This window comes from Arthrobacter sp. SD1074B, from assembly GCF_056780195.1.
Map to the genome: position 1 here is coordinate 1,852,545 of NZ_JBRAZT010000001.1, position 16,993 is coordinate 1,869,537.

At 68.2% G+C, this 16,993-nt stretch carries 14 protein-coding genes; 9 read left to right on the forward strand and 5 right to left on the reverse strand.

The features are described 5' to 3' along the window. Position 1: 1 nt before the first annotated feature. The 3 genes from ACUYM2_RS08610 to ACUYM2_RS08620 are packed head-to-tail and all read right to left on the reverse strand — an operon-like array spanning position 2 to position 3,851. Complete coding sequence (locus ACUYM2_RS08610; protein ID WP_481599698.1) at positions 2–2,395, reverse strand: aerobic carbon-monoxide dehydrogenase large subunit; 2,394 nt, start codon at positions 2,393–2,395, stop codon at positions 2–4. Then, positions 2,392–2,955, reverse strand: a complete 564-nt coding sequence (locus ACUYM2_RS08615) for a (2Fe-2S)-binding protein (protein ID WP_481599699.1) — start codon at positions 2,953–2,955, stop codon at positions 2,392–2,394. Before ACUYM2_RS08615 ends, ACUYM2_RS08610 begins: the two co-directional genes overlap by 4 nt. Positions 2,956–2,960: 5 nt before the next feature. After that, the gene (locus tag ACUYM2_RS08620) at positions 2,961–3,851 is read right to left on the reverse strand and encodes an FAD binding domain-containing protein (RefSeq protein WP_481599700.1); all 891 of its coding nucleotides are present in this window, start codon (positions 3,849–3,851) and stop codon (positions 2,961–2,963) included. Positions 3,852–3,969: 118 nt separating this feature from the next. On the opposite strand from ACUYM2_RS08620, the gene ACUYM2_RS08625 reads away from it, so the two are divergent. Together ACUYM2_RS08625 and ACUYM2_RS08630 are read left to right on the forward strand one after the other, a co-directional pair. Beyond that, on the forward strand, positions 3,970–4,950 hold the full coding sequence (locus ACUYM2_RS08625) for a LysR family transcriptional regulator (RefSeq protein ID WP_481601444.1): 981 nt from the start codon (positions 3,970–3,972) through the stop codon (positions 4,948–4,950). Positions 4,951–5,071: 121 nt separating this feature from the next. Further along, entirely contained in the window at positions 5,072–5,389 is a 318-nt protein-coding gene (locus ACUYM2_RS08630; RefSeq protein ID WP_481599701.1) for a DUF6457 domain-containing protein, read from the forward strand. A gap of 80 nt (positions 5,390–5,469) precedes the next feature. Here the strand turns inward: ACUYM2_RS08630 and ACUYM2_RS08635 are convergent, their stop codons facing one another. Then, positions 5,470–7,827, reverse strand: a complete 2,358-nt coding sequence (locus ACUYM2_RS08635; protein ID WP_481599702.1) for an FdhF/YdeP family oxidoreductase — start codon at positions 7,825–7,827, stop codon at positions 5,470–5,472. Between the two features lie 327 nt (positions 7,828–8,154). Continuing rightward, complete coding sequence (locus ACUYM2_RS08640; RefSeq protein WP_481599703.1) at positions 8,155–9,930, reverse strand: long-chain-fatty-acid--CoA ligase; 1,776 nt, start codon at positions 9,928–9,930, stop codon at positions 8,155–8,157. Between the two features lie 214 nt (positions 9,931–10,144). On the opposite strand from ACUYM2_RS08640, the gene ACUYM2_RS08645 reads away from it, so the two are divergent. The 7 genes from ACUYM2_RS08645 (at position 10,145) to ACUYM2_RS08675 (ending at position 16,985) form a co-directional block, all read left to right on the forward strand. Beyond that, positions 10,145–11,527: an MBL fold metallo-hydrolase gene (locus ACUYM2_RS08645; RefSeq protein WP_481599704.1), complete on the forward strand. Its 1,383-nt coding sequence runs from the start codon at positions 10,145–10,147 to the stop codon at positions 11,525–11,527. Continuing rightward, positions 11,524–12,840 (forward strand): erythromycin esterase family protein, encoded by a 1,317-nt coding sequence (locus tag ACUYM2_RS08650; RefSeq protein WP_481599705.1) that lies wholly within the window; start codon positions 11,524–11,526, stop codon positions 12,838–12,840. The genes ACUYM2_RS08645 and ACUYM2_RS08650 overlap by 4 nt, the downstream gene beginning before the upstream one ends. Before the next feature lie 209 nt (positions 12,841–13,049). Next, complete coding sequence (locus ACUYM2_RS08655; RefSeq protein ID WP_481599706.1) at positions 13,050–13,919, forward strand: universal stress protein; 870 nt, start codon at positions 13,050–13,052, stop codon at positions 13,917–13,919. A gap of 83 nt (positions 13,920–14,002) precedes the next feature. Continuing rightward, positions 14,003–14,686, forward strand: coding sequence for a hypothetical protein (locus ACUYM2_RS08660; protein WP_481599707.1), 684 nt, complete (start codon positions 14,003–14,005; stop codon positions 14,684–14,686). Positions 14,687–14,899: 213 nt separating this feature from the next. Next, complete coding sequence (locus tag ACUYM2_RS08665) at positions 14,900–16,111, forward strand: inorganic phosphate transporter (protein ID WP_481599708.1); 1,212 nt, start codon at positions 14,900–14,902, stop codon at positions 16,109–16,111. Then, positions 16,108–16,329, forward strand: coding sequence for a hypothetical protein (locus ACUYM2_RS08670; RefSeq protein ID WP_346958177.1), 222 nt, complete (start codon positions 16,108–16,110; stop codon positions 16,327–16,329). Before ACUYM2_RS08665 ends, ACUYM2_RS08670 begins: the two co-directional genes overlap by 4 nt. A 107-nt stretch (positions 16,330–16,436) precedes the next feature. After that, complete coding sequence (locus ACUYM2_RS08675; RefSeq protein WP_481599709.1) at positions 16,437–16,985, forward strand: dihydrofolate reductase family protein; 549 nt, start codon at positions 16,437–16,439, stop codon at positions 16,983–16,985. Positions 16,986–16,993: the final 8 nt, after the last annotated feature.

Below are 16,993 nucleotides of genomic sequence, written 5' to 3' on the forward strand. Positions count from 1 at the left end.
TTTAGATCGGGGGCCTTGCCCGGCCCTGCATGGCGGCCCACACCCTGGCCGGTGTGCACGGCATGTCCATGTGGGTGACCCCGAACGGCGCCAGCGCGTCGACCACCGCGTTCACGATCGCCGGCGGCGAGCCGACGGTGGCGGACTCGCCGATCCCTTTGGCGCCGATGGGGTGGTGCGGGGAGGGCGTGACCGTGAAGCCGGTCTCCCAGTCCGGGACTTCCATGGCTGTGGGGATCAGGTAGTCCATAAAGGAGCCACCCAGGTTGTTGCCGTCCGCGTCGAACTCGATGATCTCCATCAGGGCCATCCCGACACCGTCGGTCAGGCCGCCGTGGACCTGGCCTTCGATGATCATCGGGTTGATCCGGGTCCCGCAGTCGTCCACCGCGATGAAGCGCCGCACCAAGACGCGCCCGGTGCCGGGATCGACGTCGACGACGCAGATGTAGGCGCCGAACGGGAAGGTCAGGTTGGGCGGGTCGTAGGTGACTTCCGCGTCGAGGTTCCCGTCCACGCCTTCGGGCAGCGTCATGGTGCCGTGGGCGGCCATCGCGATGTCCTCGATGGTCTTCCCCGCGGTGGGATCGCCCTTTACGAACCAGCGGCCTTTCTCCCATTCCAGGTCCTCCGGGCGGGTCTCCAGCATGGCCGCGGCGATCAGCTTCGCTTTCTCCCGCACCTTGCGCGCCACGAGCGCCACGGCGCCGCCGCTGACCGGCGTCGAGCGGCTTCCGTAGGTGCCGAGGCCGAACGGCGTCTGGTCGGTGTCGCCGTGCACGACGTCGATGTTCTCCGGCGGGATGCCGAGTTCCTCCGCGACGATCTGGGCGAAGGTGGTTTCGTGGCCCTGGCCCTGGCTTTGCACGGATAGCCGCACGACGGCCTTGCCGGTGGGGTGCACCCGCAGCTCGGCGCCGTCCGCCATGCCCAGGCCGACGATGTCGAAGTGCTTGCGCGGCCCGGCGCCGACGACTTCGGTGAAGAAGGAGATGCCAATGCCCATCAGCTCGCCCTTGGCGCGTTTCTGGCTCTGTTCGCGCCTCAGGTCCTCGTAGCCGGCCAGCTGCATGGACAGCCGCATAGCCGCCTCGTAGTTACCCGAGTCGTAGACCCAGCCGGTTTTGTTGGCGTAGGGGAACTGTTCCGGCTTGATGAAGTTCTTCAGCCGCAGCTCCGCGGGGTCCATGTCCAGCTTCCGGGCCAGGATGTCGACCATGCGCTCCACCAGGTACACGGCTTCGGTGACGCGGAAGGAGCAGGCGTAGGCCACGCCGCCGGGAGCCTTGTTGGTGTAGACGCCGGTCACCTTGCAGTAGGCGGCCTGCAGGTCGTAGCTGCCGGTGAAAATGGAGAAGAAGCCGGCCGGGTTCTTGGTGGGCTGGGCGGTGGCGTTGAACGCGCCGTGGTCGGCCAGCACGTCGGTGCGCAGGGCCAGGATCTTGCCGTCCTTGGTCGCGGCGATCTCGCCCTTCATGATGTAGTCGCGGGCGAAGGAGGTGGACATGAGGTTCTCGGAGCGGTCCTCCATCCATTTGACCGGCCGGCCCGTGACGATGGAGCCGACGACGGCCAGGATATAGCCCGGGTAGATGCCGACCTTGTTGCCGAAGCCGCCGCCGATGTCCGGTGAGACGATCCGGATCTTGTGCTCGGGGATGCCGGCCACGATCGCGAAGAGTGTGCGGTGCGCGTGCGGAGCCTGGGTGGTCTCGTAGAGGGTGAGCTTGCCGTCCACGGAATCAAAATCGGCGACGGCGCCGCAGGTCTCCATCGGGGCCGGGTGCACGCGCGGGTACACCATCTCCTGGCTGACCACGACGTCGGCGCCCGCGAAAACGGCTTCCGTCTCCGCCGCGCTGCCCATTTCCCAGTCGAAGATTTTGTTGTCCGTCCTGCCCTCGATTTCGTCCCGGATGAGGGGAGCGTCGGCGTCGAGGGCCTTGCGGGCGTCGACCAGCGGCGGCAGCACGTCGTATTCGACGTCGATCAGTTCCAGCGCGTCGCGGGCGGCGTAGCGGTCCTCGGCCACGACGAACGCGACCTCCTGCCCCTGGAACCGGACCTTGTCAGTGACCAGCACCGCCTGCACGTCGGCGGAGAGGGTCGGCGCCCACGCCAGCTTGAGGCCCTCCAGGTCCTTGCCGGTGATGACGGCGAGCACCTTGGGGTGGGCCAGGGCGTTGGTGGTGTCGATCGAGACCAGCCGGGCGTGCGCCACCGGCGCGCGCAGGATCGCGCCGTGCAGCATGCCGGGCAGCACCAGGTCGTCGAGATAGTGTCCCTTGCCGCGGACGAAGCGGGGGTCCTCCTTGCGCTGGATGCGGCCGTAGCCGATCGGCCGGTCCGCGTCGCCGGCAGCGGGGTTGCTCTCCCGCTCATGGATGACAGTCATGCCTTCACCTCTGCGTCCTGGGTTTCCGTGGCGACGTCCGCCACCACGGTGTCGGTCCCGTCGAGGACTTCGTCGGCTCCCTCGCCGCCGCCGACGGCGGCAGCGGGGTGGGCGGCGGCCCACTGCACCGAGCGGACAATCGTCGCGTAGCCGGTGCACCGGCAAATCTGCCCGGAGATGGCCTGCCGGATTTCGGCGTCGTCCGGGTGCGGGTTCTTGTCCAGCAGGGCCCGGGCGGTGAGCATCATGCCCGGCGTGCAGAATCCGCACTGCAGCCCGTGTTCCTCCATGAACCCCTGCTGCACCGGGTCAAGCGTCGCCCCGGTGGCGAGCCCTTCGACGGTGCGGATGTCGTGCCCGGCGGCCATCGCCGCGAGGACCGTGCAGGACTTCACCGGCTGGCCGTCGATCAGGACGACGCAGGTCCCACAGTTGCTGGTATCGCAGCCCCAGTGGGTGCCGGTCAGCCCGAGCACCTCGCGGATGTAGTGGACCAGGAGCACGCGCGGCTCAATGTCGCTGCTGACGTCGTTGCCGTTCACGGTCATGCTGATCTGCATGCGCTTCAGCCTTCCTGCGTCTGGGCGGCTGTCCGGGCGGCGCGGGCGCAAGCCTGCCGCAGGACCCGCCGGGTGAGTTCGTCGGCGAGGTGCCGTTTGTAGTCGACCGGTCCGCGCTGGTCCGCCACGGGGTCGCAGGCCTCGGCGGCCAGCCGACCGGCGTCGGAGAACAGCTCCTCGGAGGGGTGCTTGCCGCGCAGCAGTCCGGCGGCTTCCACGACGGTGTGGTCCAGGCCCAGCGCCGTCAGCCCGACGGCGGCCTCGGCAATGCTCCCGTCCGCCGCGAGCGTCACCGCCGCGCCCGCAGCCCCGACGGCCCAGTCGCCCACTCGCCGCTCCACCTTCTCGTAAGCGCTGCCGGAGCGGGGCCGGATGGGAAGGCGGACCTCGCACAGCAGTTCGTCCTGGCCCACGGCGGTCTGGTACGGGCCGCGGTGGAAGTCCTGCATCGCCAGGGTGCGCTCGCCGCCGGGGCCGCGGATCACGGCCACGGCACCGAGGACGTCGCAGACCGTGGAGAGGTCCTCGGCCGGGTCGGCCTGGCACAGCGAGCCCCCGATGGTGCCGCGGTTGCGAACCACCGGGTCGGCGATCACCTGTTCGGCGTCCCGGACAATCGGGAACTGTCCGGCGATCTCCTCGGACTCCAGCAGCGTGCTGTGGCGGGTCAGGGCGCCGATGCGCAGCTCCCCGCCGTCGCGAAGGATGAAGTCAAGTTCGAAGAGGTCGTTGATGTCGATCAGCCATTCGGGCCGAGAGAGCCGGAGCTTCATCATCGGAAGGAGGCTGTGGCCGCCGGCGACGACCCGGGATTCAGGTCCGTGGCGTGCCAGGAGCTCGAGTGCGTCCTCTACCGTGGTGGCCCGAACGTAGTCGAATGGAGCCGGAATCTGCATAGTCCACCTCACTCCAAGGCGCGGGCATCGTCGCCCGGTGCCGATTTAACGCAAGTGTTGCCCCGCCCCCGCGGGGGTGTCAACATCGACATAAGCGAAAGGTTATGAAGCCGTGTCGATGACGTTGAGCCAGCTGCGGACGTTCGCGCTGGTCGCACGCCTGGGCTCACTTCACGCCGCGGCGGCCGTCCTGGGGGTCAGCGAGCCCGCCGTGTCCGCGGCCCTCGCGGCGCTGCGGCAGGATCTGGGCGACCCCTTGTTTGTGCGGGCCTCCGGCGGGATCACCCTGACGCCGGGCGGCCGGGCGCTGGCGGACTATGCGCAAGATATTGTCGGGCTCGCGGACCAGGCCCGCTGGGAGGTCGGCAACGCCAAGAACGACGCCGGACGGCTCAAGATTGCGGCCACCGCACCGTTTGCCGAGCACGCGGCCGGCCGGCTGCTGGACCTGTTTACCAAACGTGTTCCAGGCGCCTCGGTGGATGTGGTCGCCGAAGCCGCCGAAGACCTGGCCGGGCTCCTCCTGGAGCGCGCCTACGACATTGCCCTGGGAGCGCGGCCTCCGGCGCCCGCCGGTGGCCAGACCGCCGATTCCGGCCTGGAATCGGTCCCGTTCCTGCGCTACCAGCGGCTCTTTGTGGCGGCGGCGGCTGACCCCCTGGCCCGGCTGCAAGGCCCGCTCGCCATCGAGCGCCTGCTGGGCCGGCGGTGGTTCGCCGGCCCGGCGGGCATCCTGGCGGGTTCGGAGGAGGGACGCTGGCTTGCGTCGTTGGGCGTCGCGCCGGACATCATCCGGCTCAGCAGCGAGACCGAGGCCCTTGCGGCGGTGCGGGCAGGGGAGGGGACCATGCTGGCCCTGGCGCACATCGTCCGGGCCGAAGTCCACAGCGGTGCGCTGGTGCGGCTGCCCGTGGCCGGAACCCCGGTAGCGGGCCTGTGGTGGGCCAGCACGCTGGGCCAACACAGGACCACGACCATGGCCCACACCCTGCTGCGGTTCGTCGGCACTGCCGATGCCACGGCGGCCATGGTCGCCCGCGGCGGTTCGCGCGGTCTGGAGCGCCGCGGCCCAAAGTTCCATGTTGCCTTGTGGAGCTGACCGGGCGGTCGGCGGGTTAATGGCGGGGGTTGCTTGTGTCGCGTTGCACATTGGCCGGAAACGGTGCTACCCCTTGAGGGATAGCCGATCTACCGAAGCACCTGACGATGAGGATTAACACATGACTTTGCCCCGAGATGAAGACAGCACGCTGCGGCACTGGAGCGCCCGCCTGATCCAGGCCCTGCAGATCCTGGACCTGGAAGTCGACCACGAGAAGATCGTCCAGGTCGCGGACGAGTCACTCAAGTCCGTCGGGCCGCACGCGGACGCCATCAGCGCGTTCATCCTTGGCTACGCGGCGGGAACGGCGTCCACCAACGGCCGGAAGGGCACCGACGAAGCAGTGACCGCGGCTGCCAACAAGGTCATCGAACTGTGCGAGCACGGCGAGACCGGCGGCCCGGACGAGGAGGGCTGGGCCAAGCGGGCCCAGTAGCGCCGAGCAGCAACCGGACACAAACAGGCCGGGTCCCCGACGGGGACCCGGCCTGTTTGTGTCAGGTTGAGCGCACCGGCTTAGACCGGCAATGTGACTCCGGGGGCTGCATGGAGCCGGGCCGGACTATCCGGCGACTGGTCCAGGCTGGGCTCGAGGCGCACGATGACAGCCTTCGAGATCGGAGTGTTGCTGCCCTCGGCCGTGTGGTTCAGCGGGACGAGCACGTTGGCCTCCGGGTAGTAAGCGGCGGCACAGCCGCGGGCCGTCGGGTAGGAGACCACCCGGAATTTGCGCAGCACGCGCTCCACGCCGTCCTGGTACTCGCCGTGGATGTCCACGAAGAGCCCGTCGGTGAGGCCGAGCTCGGTCAGGTCCTCCGGATTCACGAACACCACGTGGCGGCCCTTCTTGATGCCCCGGTAGCGGTCGTTGTGGCCGTAGATGGTGGTGTTGAACTGGTCGTGCGAGCGCATGCTCTGCAGGATCAGGGTGCCTTCCGGACGCTCCACGTGTTCGAGTTCGTTCACGGTGAGCACGGCCTTGCCGGTCGGCGTCGGGAAGGTGCGGGAGTCCCGCGGACCGTTTTCGAGGATGAAGCCGCCTTCCTGGCGGATCCGGGTGTTGTAGTCCTCGCAGCCGCCCACGACCCGTGAGATGTGGTCCCGGATCAGGTCGTAGTTCTTCTCGTAGCCATCCCAGTCCGCCCTGATCTTGTCGCCCACGAGGGCTTTGCCCAGCCGGCTGAGGATGGCGGGCTCGGAGAGCAGATGGTGCGACACCGGTTCCACGCTGCCCCACGAAGGGTGCACGGCGCAGACCGTGTCCTCTACCGAGACGAACTGCTCGCCGGATTCCTGGATATCGATCTCGGACCGGCCCATGGTGGGCAGGATCAGGGCCTCCGCGCCGGTGACCACGTGCGAGCGGTTCAGCTTGGTGGATACCTGGATGGACATTTCCGTCCCCGCCAAGGCCGCTTCCGCGGCATTGGTGTCCGAGATGGCGCCGACGAAGTTGCCGCCGACGGCCATGAATACCTTGATCTCGCCTTCCTGCATCCTGTTGATCGTCTCCACCGCGTCCACGCCGTGCTCGCGGGGCGGCTCGAAGTCGAACTCCTCGCCGAGGGCTTCCATGAAGGACTGCGGCATTTGTTCCCAGATGCCCATGGTCCGGTCGCCCTGGACGTTGCTGTGGCCGCGGATCGGCGACGCGCCCGCGCCGGGCTTGCCGATGTTGCCGCGCAGCAGGAGCAGGTTGATGATTTCCTTGATGGTTGCCACGCCCTTCTTCTGCTGCGTGATGCCCATGGCCCAGGTGATGATGACCTTGTCGGCCTTCAGGTAGCGGGCGGCAAGTTCGTCGATTTCCTCGGTGCGCAGCCCGGTCGCTTCCAGCACCGCGGCCTCGTCCAGCAGGGCAAGATGCTCCTTGAGTTCCTCGAGGCCTTCGCAGTGCTCGGCGAGGAAGGCGTGGTCCAGCACGGTGCCGGGGTTTTTCGCCTCGGCCTCGAGCACGCGCTTGGAGACGGCCTGCAGCAGGGCCATGTCCCCGCCGATCCGGATGTGCAGGAACTGGTCGGCGATCGAGGTGCCGCGGCCGATGATGCCCTTGACCTTCTGCGGGTTCTTGTACCGGTGCAGGCCTGCCTCCGGAAGCGGGTTGACGGCGACAATTTCGCCGCCGTTCTCTTTGCAGTTCTCCAGTTCGGTGAGCATCCGGGGATGGTTGGTGCCGGGGTTCTGGCCCATGATGATGATCAGGTCGGCATCCGCGTAGTCGTCGAAGTTGACGGTTGCCTTGCCGATGCCGATGGTCTGGCCCATGGCCCAGCCGGAGGATTCGTGGCACATGTTGGAGCAGTCCGGGAGGTTGTTGGTGCCGTAACCGCGGACCAGCAGCTGGTAGAGGAAAGCCGCCTCGTTGGAGGTGCGACCGCTGGTGTAGAAGGACGCCTCGTCCGGGGACGCGAGGCCCTTGAGCTTGTCCGTGATCCTCCGGATGGCCTCGTCCCAGCTGACCGGCTTGTAGTGGTCCTCGCCGGCGGGCTTGTAGACCGGCTCGGTCAGCCGGCCCTGCATGCCCAGCCAGTAATCGGAGTGGTTGCGAAGTTCACTCACGGAGTGCTCCGCCCAGAAGTCGGACGCGATGACTACCGGCGTCGCTTCCCAGGTGACGGCCTTGGCGCCGTTCTCGCAGAACTCGAAGGCTTTCCGGTGGTGCGGGTCCGGCCAGGCGCAGCTGGGGCAGTCGAAGCCGTCCTTCTGGTTCATTTTCAGAACCGTCTTGCGGGTCCGGTTCGGGCCCATATGTTCCAAGGCCGGTTTCATGGAATGGTAAACGCCCGGCACGCCGGCCGCCCAGTGCTTCGGCCCGTCGCCGACCTCCAGGTCCTTTTCGTTAGGTTCTTCAACGCGCGGAGTCTTACGAGTCACGACAATTTCCCTTCTGCAGACGCCGCCGGGAACCCGGCGGCGGGCACAACTACCTCTAGGCACCCTACCTGCCCTCTTATGGCAGGCCTATCAGCCTGCCCGGAGCGCCGCACGCAATTGGACGGCATCGACGACGGGCGGCGTTCCAGATTTTTACAAGGTCCGTGCCGCATCCTTGCACCACCATCAATGTCCGGGGACGACGGCCCGTTAGCGGAACTGCCGACGTCCCGACGCGGAACAACAGCCAGGGCCGCGTCCCGGGAGCGTGCGATGGGATTGCTGGCTGTCGGGTTCCCAGCGACCCGGCAGCCGGCCCCGCCACCGTCAGCGGCCGGCAGGACCGGCCGGGATGTCGGCCACCAGCATGTCCCGGATCTCCCGGCGCAGGACCTTGCCGATCAGCGAGCGCGGCAGTACGTCCATCACCACCACCCGGCGGGGGACCTTGTAGGCCGCCAGCTCCCCGCGCGCGAACGCCAGCAGGGCCGCCGGGTCGACGGTGCTTCCCGGGGCGGTCACGACCGCGGCGACGACGTCCTCGCCGCCGCCCGTCCGGGGGAGCCCTACCACCGAGACTTCGGCGACGCCGGGGTATCCGGCCAGGATGTCCTCCACTTCGGTGGGTGAGACGTTGAAGCCGCCGGTGATGATCAATTCCTTGATCCGGTCCCGGATGGTGACGAAGTAGTCCTTATCCACCGAGACAATGTCGCCGGTGCGGAACCAGCCGCCCTCCAGGAGCGCTTCCTCGGTTTCCTTCGGCCGGTTCCAGTAGCCGGCGAAGACCTGCGGCCCGCGGATCAGCAGCTCGCCCGCTTCGCCCGGGGCACGGTCGATCCGGACGTTCTGCGGGTCCACCACGCGGATGTCGGTCAACGGGAACGGCACGCCCACGGTGCCCGGCTTGCGGCTGGGTCCGAACGGGTTGCCCACGGAGATGGGGGAAGTCTCGGTCAGGCCGTAGCCCTCGATCAGGTAGCCGCCGGTCGCGTTCTCCCAGGTCTCCACGGTCGCGGCCGGCAGGTTCATGGCGCCGGAAATGGAGAAGCGGATGCCCTTCAGGCTGATGCCCTGCCGGGCCGCTGCGGCCGCGATCCGGTCATAGATCGGAGGCACCGCCGGCAGGAAGGTCGCCGGGGACTTCCGGTACGCCTTGAGCACCAGGTCGACGTCGAACTTGGGAAAGAGCACCAGCCGGGCGCCGATGCTCAGCGCGAAGGTCATGCACAGGGTCAGGCCGTAGGCGTGGAACATGGGCAGCACCGCGTACACGGTTTCGCGTCCGTCCTTGAGCCCGGGAACCCAGGCCCGGCCCTGGGCCGCGTTGGCCTGCAGGTTCGCATGCGTGAGCATGGCGCCCTTGGGCTCGCCGGTTGTGCCGCTCGTGTATTGCAGCACCGCCAGGTCTTCCGGCGCGGGGCGCGGGTGGCGTTTCTTCAGCTCGCCGGCGCCGAGGAGGTCCCGCCAGGGCAGCACGGTGCGCCGCGTCCCGGCGCGGGCCCGGGGTGAGGCTTTGCCGGCGGCCAGCGCGGCGCGCGCCTTGCGGGCCGCGGGCAGCGGCAGCCGCAGCGCGAGGCGTTTGCCCAGCGGCATCGCCGCGGTCAGATCCACTGACACAATGCTGCGCAGCCCGACGTCGGCCGGCAACTGCAGCACCCGGTCCACCGCTTTGTCCCAGACGACGGCGACAGTGGCGCCGTGGTCCTCGAACTGGTGGCGCAGTTCCCGGTCCGTGTAGAGCGGGTTGTGTTCCACCACCACGGCGCCGAGGCGCAGCGCGGCGTGGAACGCAACCACGTGCTGCGGGCAGTTCGGCAGGACCAAGGCCACCCGGTCGCCGCGCTTCACACCGAGTTTCTTCAACCCTGCGGCCGCCCGGCTGATCATTGCTCCCAGTTCCCGGTAGCTGGTCCGTGCCCCGAAGAATTCCAGTGCCGTCTTCGCGCCGAAGCGCCGGACGGAGGAGTCCATCAGGTCCACGAGGGAGCCTGCGGGCAGCTTCAGGTCGGCGGGAACTCCCGGGCTGTAGTGCCTGGTCCAGGGACGGTCTGCCCAGGGGAGGCCGGGAACCGGGGCGCCGCGGGGGGATCTCTTGTTCATGCCGTTGTCCTTGCCACTGTGGTCTGCGGACCCGGGTTTCCCTCCCGGCCCGAAGGCCTGCCCGGAGAGCCTGCCGGAAAAAGCCTACCGGGCCGGCGCCGCCGCCCGGCCTGAGCGCGTGCCGGTCCCGGCCCGTGCCCGTGACTTTCGGCCCTAGGTGGGGGACCGGATTGCGCGGAAGGTGGGGTTGAACGGACTCGGGAACGGAAGCCCTATGAAACACGAGCGGCCGAGCCTCCGGTTCTTCGGTGCCACGGACACCGTGACCGGTTCGCGCTATTTGCTCGAAGCCGGCGGACGCCGGGTGCTGGTCGACTGCGGGTTGTTCCAGGGTTACAAACGCAGCCGCGAACGCAACCGCATGCCGTTCCCGGTGCCACCCCGCTCAATCGACGCCATCGTCCTCACCCATGCGCACCTGGACCATACCGGCTACGTCCCGGCGCTGGTCCGGGACGGCTTCGCCGGACCGGTCCACGCCACCGACGGCACCACGGAGCTGTGCAAACTGATCCTGCCGGACAGCGGCTACCTGCAGGAGGAAGAGGCACGTTACGCGACGCACCGCGGTTCCACCCGGCACAGCCCGGCCCTGCCCCTGTACACCGCCGCGGACGCCGTCAGGTCGCTGAACAGCTTTAAGGTCCGCGACTTCGACGCCCCGCTGGATCTTGGCGGCGGCATGGAAATGACCTTCGTCCCTGCCGGTCACATCCTGGGGGCGGCGCAGGTCCACGTGAGGTTTGGCTCCCAGTCGGTGCACTTCACCGGCGACCTGGGCCGCGCCGATGATCCGTTCATGTTCCCGCCGCGGCCGCTGGGCGCCGTTGACGTGCTGGTCACGGAGTCCACCTATGGCAACCGCAAGCACTCCACCCTGGACCCTGAGAAGCAGATCGGGGAGATCATCACACGGGTAGCCAAGCGCGGCGGGGTGGTGATGTTTGCCGCCTTCGCCGTCGGGCGGGCCGAGACGCTCATGCTGTATCTTTCCCGGCTCCGCCGAAAGAACGCCATCCCGGACATTCCGGTGTACCTCAACAGCCCGATGGCCATCGACGCCTCGGATATGTATCAGCGGCATCCCGAGGAGCACCGGCTCAAACGTGACGACTACGAGCACATGTACAGCATCGCCAAGCTCACCCGCAGCGTGGACGACTCCAAGCTGCTGAACCTGCGCGGCGGACCGATGATCATCATCTCGGCCAGCGGCATGCTCACCGGGGGAAGGATCCTGCACCACCTCGCCGCGTACGGCACCGACCCCAAAAATGCCATCATCCTCAGCGGCTACCAGGCCGGCGGCACCCGCGGCGCCGCACTGGCTGCGGGTGAGCGTGAGGTCCGCATTTACGGCGAGGACGTGGTGATCCGGGCCGAAGTCATCCAGATGGAGAACCTGTCCGCGCACGCCGACTCGGACGGCATCATCAACTGGATGAAGGACGCACCGCAGGCGCCGCGGATGACCTACATCACGCACGGCGAGCCGGACGCCGCGGACGCGCTGCGGGTCCGGATCAAGCGCGAACTGGGCTGGCGGGCCAGGGTCCCGGAACACCTGGAACGGATCGACATCGGGGACCCGCGGTGAACCCGGGTAGCGTCACCAAGGCCGCCGTCCTGGGCGAAATCCACTCCCTTGCGCGGCAGCTCCGCAGCGACCGGGACCTGGACGGGCTGGTACGGCGCGCGGGTGAGTGCCGCTTCACGGCCATCGGGGAAGCCTCGCACGGCACCCACGAGTTCTACACCTGGCGTGCCACGCTGAGCCGCCGACTGATTGAGGAGCAGGGCTACACCTGGATCGGCGTGGAGGGGGACTGGCCCGACTGCTGGCGGATCAACCAGTGGGTCCGGGGCCAGAGCGGACAGGACCAAGGCGTCCATGCGCTGCTCGCCGGATTCCAGCGCTGGCCAACCTGGATGTGGGCGAACGAGGAAGTCGCCGGGTTCCTGGACTGGCTGCGGACCTGGAACTCGCGCCGGCCGCTGACCGAACGGGTGGGCTTCTACGGCCTGGACGTCTACTCGCTCTGGGATTCGCTGCGCGAGATCATCGCCTGGCTCCGGGAACACCAGCCCGCCGCCGTGCCCGCCGCCATGCGGGCCTGGCAGTGCTTCCTGCCGCACCATGAAGACCCGCACCAGTATGCCTGGAGTACGCGGCTGGTCCCGAACTCCTGCGAGGCCGACGTCGTTGCCCTGCTCAGCGAAGTGCGGAGCCGGGTGTTCAGCCCGGGCGACCACGACGAGGAGGCGTTCGACGCCGTCCAAAACGCCGAGGTGGCGGCCAACGCCGAGCACTACTACCGCATCATGGTCCGCGGTGACCGGCAGTCCTGGAACGTCCGGGACCACCACATGGCGGACACGATCGACCGGCTGGGCCGGCACCTGGGGGCCGGCTCCAAGGGCATCATCTGGGAGCACAACACGCATGTGGGGGATGCCCGGGCCACGGACATGGCGCAGGACGGGCTGGTCAACGTGGGCCAGTTGCTGCGCGAGCGGCACGCCCCGGAGGGGGTCCTGCTCGTTGGCTTCGCCGCCCACCGAGGGACGGTCATCGCCGCGGATGCCTGGGGGACGCCGGAGCGGATCCTGCCCGTGCCCGCGGCGCGGCCGGGCAGCCACGAGGATTTCCTGCACGAGGCCCTGGGCGTGCCGTCGGTGCTCGAGTTCGGCGACGACCGGACCGGCCCGTGGCTTTCCAGCTGGCTCGGGCACCGCGCCATCGGGGTGGTCTACCACCCGGAGCGGGAGCACGGGAACTACGTTCCGACCCGGATGGGCGAACGCTACGACGCCTTGATCTGGCTCGAGCAGACGGCAGCGCTGCGCCCGGTGCACCATGAAGGGCCGCCCCGGGAGCCGGAGTTCGAGACCGAACCAACCGGCTTCTAGGACCTGGTGTGAGGGGCTTAAGGCCCTAACCGGCGGCCCGGCGCCGGGGCACACTGAAGTGTCGGTAGAGCCTCGGTGCTGCCGGCGATTCATGCCAACAGCAGCGGCCGCCAACAGCGGTCTCAGCAGTGGTCACAGGACGGTGCGCTGCGGGGGCCACCGTAGGGGTCGCGAACACGTTCACGCTATGGAAAAGAGCAGGATTCAGCATGAGTAAACCAATTGTCGTCGGCATCAACGGCTCGGCGGGCAGCGAAGCCGCGCTTGCGTGGGCGCTGGAGCGCGCTGCCCGGCACAAACTCCCGGTCCTGTGCGTCCACGCCGTTGATGACCGCTGGATGTCACCGGACTTCCAGTACCACGAGCTCATCCGCGAATCCGGGATGGAACTATTGGAGAAGGCCAAGGCCAACGCGAAAAACCTGGCCCCGGACGTCGACGTGGACGTCCAGCTGCGGCACGGCAGCCCCGGCTCAGCGCTGCGGGAAGTATCCAAGGAAGCCTCGATGATTGTCGTTGGGTGCCACGACAAGCACTGGATGGACGGCGGACCCATGACCGACCGCGCGCTCCAGATCGTTTCCGCCTCCGACAGTCCGGTGGCTGTCATCCCCAGCGCAGGCAGCACCGGCAAGCGAGGCGTGGTGGTCGGCGTGGACGGGTCCGAAGAGTCGCTCCAGGCCGTGGCGTTCGCCGCTGCCGAAGCCGATCGCGGCGGCGACGAGCTGACCGTGGTCCTGGCCTTCCGCAGCCCGGCCCGCTGGGTTGAGCACCAGTTGCCCGAAAGCGGTCTCGCCGAGACGATCGTCGAGGAAGACCGGGTGGTCCTGTCCGAGTCGGTGGCCGGCCTCGGTGACAAATACCCGGACCTGGTGGTCCACCAGCGCCTCGAAACCGACACCGAGCCGGCGAAGGCCCTCGTTGACATCGCCCGGGAGGCGCGCCTGCTGGTCGTCGGCAGCCGCGGCCGCGGCGGTTTCTCCCGGCTTGTGCTCGGGTCCACGGCCCATGCGGTGCTGCTGAACGTGCCGTGCCCCACGGTGGTGACCCGGCTGCACAAGGTCAAGCACGAGGACTGACGCGGTAAGCAGGCCAGTAATCAGGGAAGCCCCCTTCGCGGAAGGGGCTTCCCGCTGCCCGGGCCCGGTGGGAGGATGTTGCCGTGGATTCCGTGTTCAATTTTTTCGGTCACAACTGGTGGCTTGTGTTCCCGTTGAGTGCGCTAATCGCCAACTGGGCCCGGTCCTGGAGCAAGGCTGCCGAACGCCGCCACCGCCGGAAGGTGGAGCTGTACCGGCTCAGGAACCACCGGGCCGGGTTGGAACAGGCGGCCCGGAGCGAGGTGGAGGCCCTCGTTGAGGCCCACGACGCCGTCAACCGGCGCTGGCTGGACTACGAACTGGACGTCGGCAAACTCATCGATTTTCCCCTCATGACCGATGTGCGGGAGCCCCTCACCGTGGCGTTCCTGCGCGCCAAGCGTGAAGCCGACGGGCTGCGTCCAGCCGACCCCGGACAGATCACGACGGCGGACCGGCTGGTGGAGTACCGGGCCGCCGTGCGCAGCTTTGAGCTGGCCTTTGACGTCGCCGAGCGCGAAGCGCGGCGGATCCGGGACAGTAACTTCACCGGTCCCGAACGTGAGCGGCTTGCGACGGCCCGGAAGCTGCTGCGGATAGCCTCCGACACGGCGGCCACCCCGGCCGAGCGGCAGACGGCATACAAACGGGCGCGGCGCGAGCTGGACGGCTTGATAGTGCTGCCGGATGAAACGCTGGCCGCCCTGGAGGAAAAGCTCGCAGGCGTACTCGACGCCGGGCCGGCGCGGGGGGCGCCGTCCAGCTGAGTCGGTGCGGCGCACCGCCGGAGCGCTGCTGTCCGTGGGGTCCAATGCCCATGTTTTGCCCAACACCCATTCGCACGTACGATCTATAAGGTTTCAAGACAGCTTTGGTGAACTGCGCAAGTAACTCCGGCTAAACAGCCGTTGAACATCGACCATCCAGGCCGCCACGGGGAATGAAACTGCTGACCGTCGACTCTGCAGATTGGGCAACAGGTGGAAATCACCGTAATGGTGGCGCTAGTCATATCGCTGGCGCTGTTTTTCGACTTCACTAACGGATTTCACGACACCGCCAACGCGATGGCGACGCCCATCGCGACCGGTGCCATCAAGCCGAAAACCGCCGTCGCCCTCGCGGCAGTGCTGAACCTCGTGGGTGCCTTCCTGTCCACTGAAGTGGCGAAGACGGTCTCCGGCGGCATCATCCGGGAAGGCTCCGACGGCATCCAGATCACCCCGGACATCATCTTCGCCGGCCTGATGGGCGCGATTCTCTGGAACATGGTCACCTGGCTCAAGGGCCTGCCCTCCAGTTCCTCGCATGCGCTGTTCGGCGGCCTGATCGGCGCCGCCATCGCCGGCATCGGCCTGAACTCGGTGAACTTCAGCTCGGTGCTTCAGAAAGTCCTCCTGCCCGCGGTTTTCGCCCCGGTCATCGCAGCCGTCGTGGCCTACGTCTGCACCCGGCTCGCCTACGCGCTGACCTCGCGGCACGATCCCGAAACCGGCAGCAAGCTCACGCAGAAGCGCGGCGGGTTCCGCACCGGGCAGATCTTCACGTCCAGCCTGGTGGCCCTCGCGCACGGCACGAACGACGCGCAGAAGACCATGGGCATCATCACCCTGGTCCTGATTTCGGCCGGCAGCCAGGCCCCCGGCTCCGGCCCGCAGCTCTGGGTCATCGCGGCCTGTGCCCTGGCCATCGCTGTCGGTACGTACTCCGGCGGCTGGCGGATCATCCGGACCATGGGTTCCGGCCTCACCGACGTCAAGCCCGCCCAGGGCTTCGCCGCCGAGACCAGCACCGCCGCAGCCATCCTCGCCTCATCCCACCTGGGCTTCGCCCTGTCCACCACGCACGTGGCCTCGGGCTCGGTCATCGGCTCGGGGATGGGCCGGCGCGGCACCACGGTGCGCTGGGGAACCGCCGGGAAGATCGTCGTCGGCTGGCTCTTCACCCTCCCGGCCGCCGGGATCGTCGGCGCCCTGACGGCGATGCTGGTGCACACCGGGACTGTCGGCTTCATCATCGCCGCGGTCGCCGGCACCGCGGCCGTGATCTACATGTTCATCGCGTCGCGGAAATCCCACGTCGGCCACCACAACGCCGTCGAGGTCGAAGAGGCCGGCCAGGCCATCCGCTTCGCTAAGAAGAAGGCGGCTGCGGTCAGCCGCAGCAACAACTCCAAGGGTGGCCTGAAATGAAGTGGCTCGAACTCGTCCAGGTAGCGGGGGCCACCCTCGCTGCCGCCGTGACCGTCACCGTCCTTTACGCGCTGGGCGTCCGGCTCACCGCGATCGCCGGGGACGTGCGGACCACCCAGCCCGGCTGGATCCGGCCGCTCTCGTACGTGTGCTTCGGGCTTTGCGGCCTTGCCGTGCTCTTCGGGCTGTACCTGATCATTCCCTACTTCAGCAAGTAGCCTCCAGTAGCCAGCCCCGGCGGCGCCGCAACGGACAACAGCGCGGAAACCGCTGCGGGGGTTCCGGCGCTCTGGGAAAAGCCTCCGCGGGTGGCTACGCTGGCCCCATGCCGGGTTTCCAGTACTTCGTAGCGGCCTCCCTCGACGGCTTCATCGCCACCGCGGACGACAACCTTGACTGGCTGCTCCAGTTCGACGGCTTCGCCGGCGGCAAGGAAAGCTACGACGAGTTTATGGCCGACGTCGGATGCATCGTGATGGGCGGAGAGACGTACGGCTGGCTGCGGGAGCACGAACCCGCCAGCTGGCCGTATCCCGGCACCCCGTGCTGGGTCTTCACACACCACGAACTGGCGGCCCCGAAAGGCACGGACATCACCTTCGTCCGCGGAGCAGTAACCGAATTCGCCGGTGACCTGAAAGACGCTGCCGCAGGCCGGAGCGTCTGGGTGGTGGGCGGCGGGGTACTCGCCGCCCAATTCGCCGACGCCGGACTGCTGGACGAGCTGATCCTCTCGGTTATCCCGGTGGTGCTCGGCGGCGGAAAGCCGCTGCTTCCGCTGGCCCGCCCGACCGCTCCGCTGGAGCTGCGTGCTTCGCGGACCATGGGCCGCGGCATCGTCGAACTCCGTTACCGCCTCGCCGGCGGCGCCTGACTGCGGGC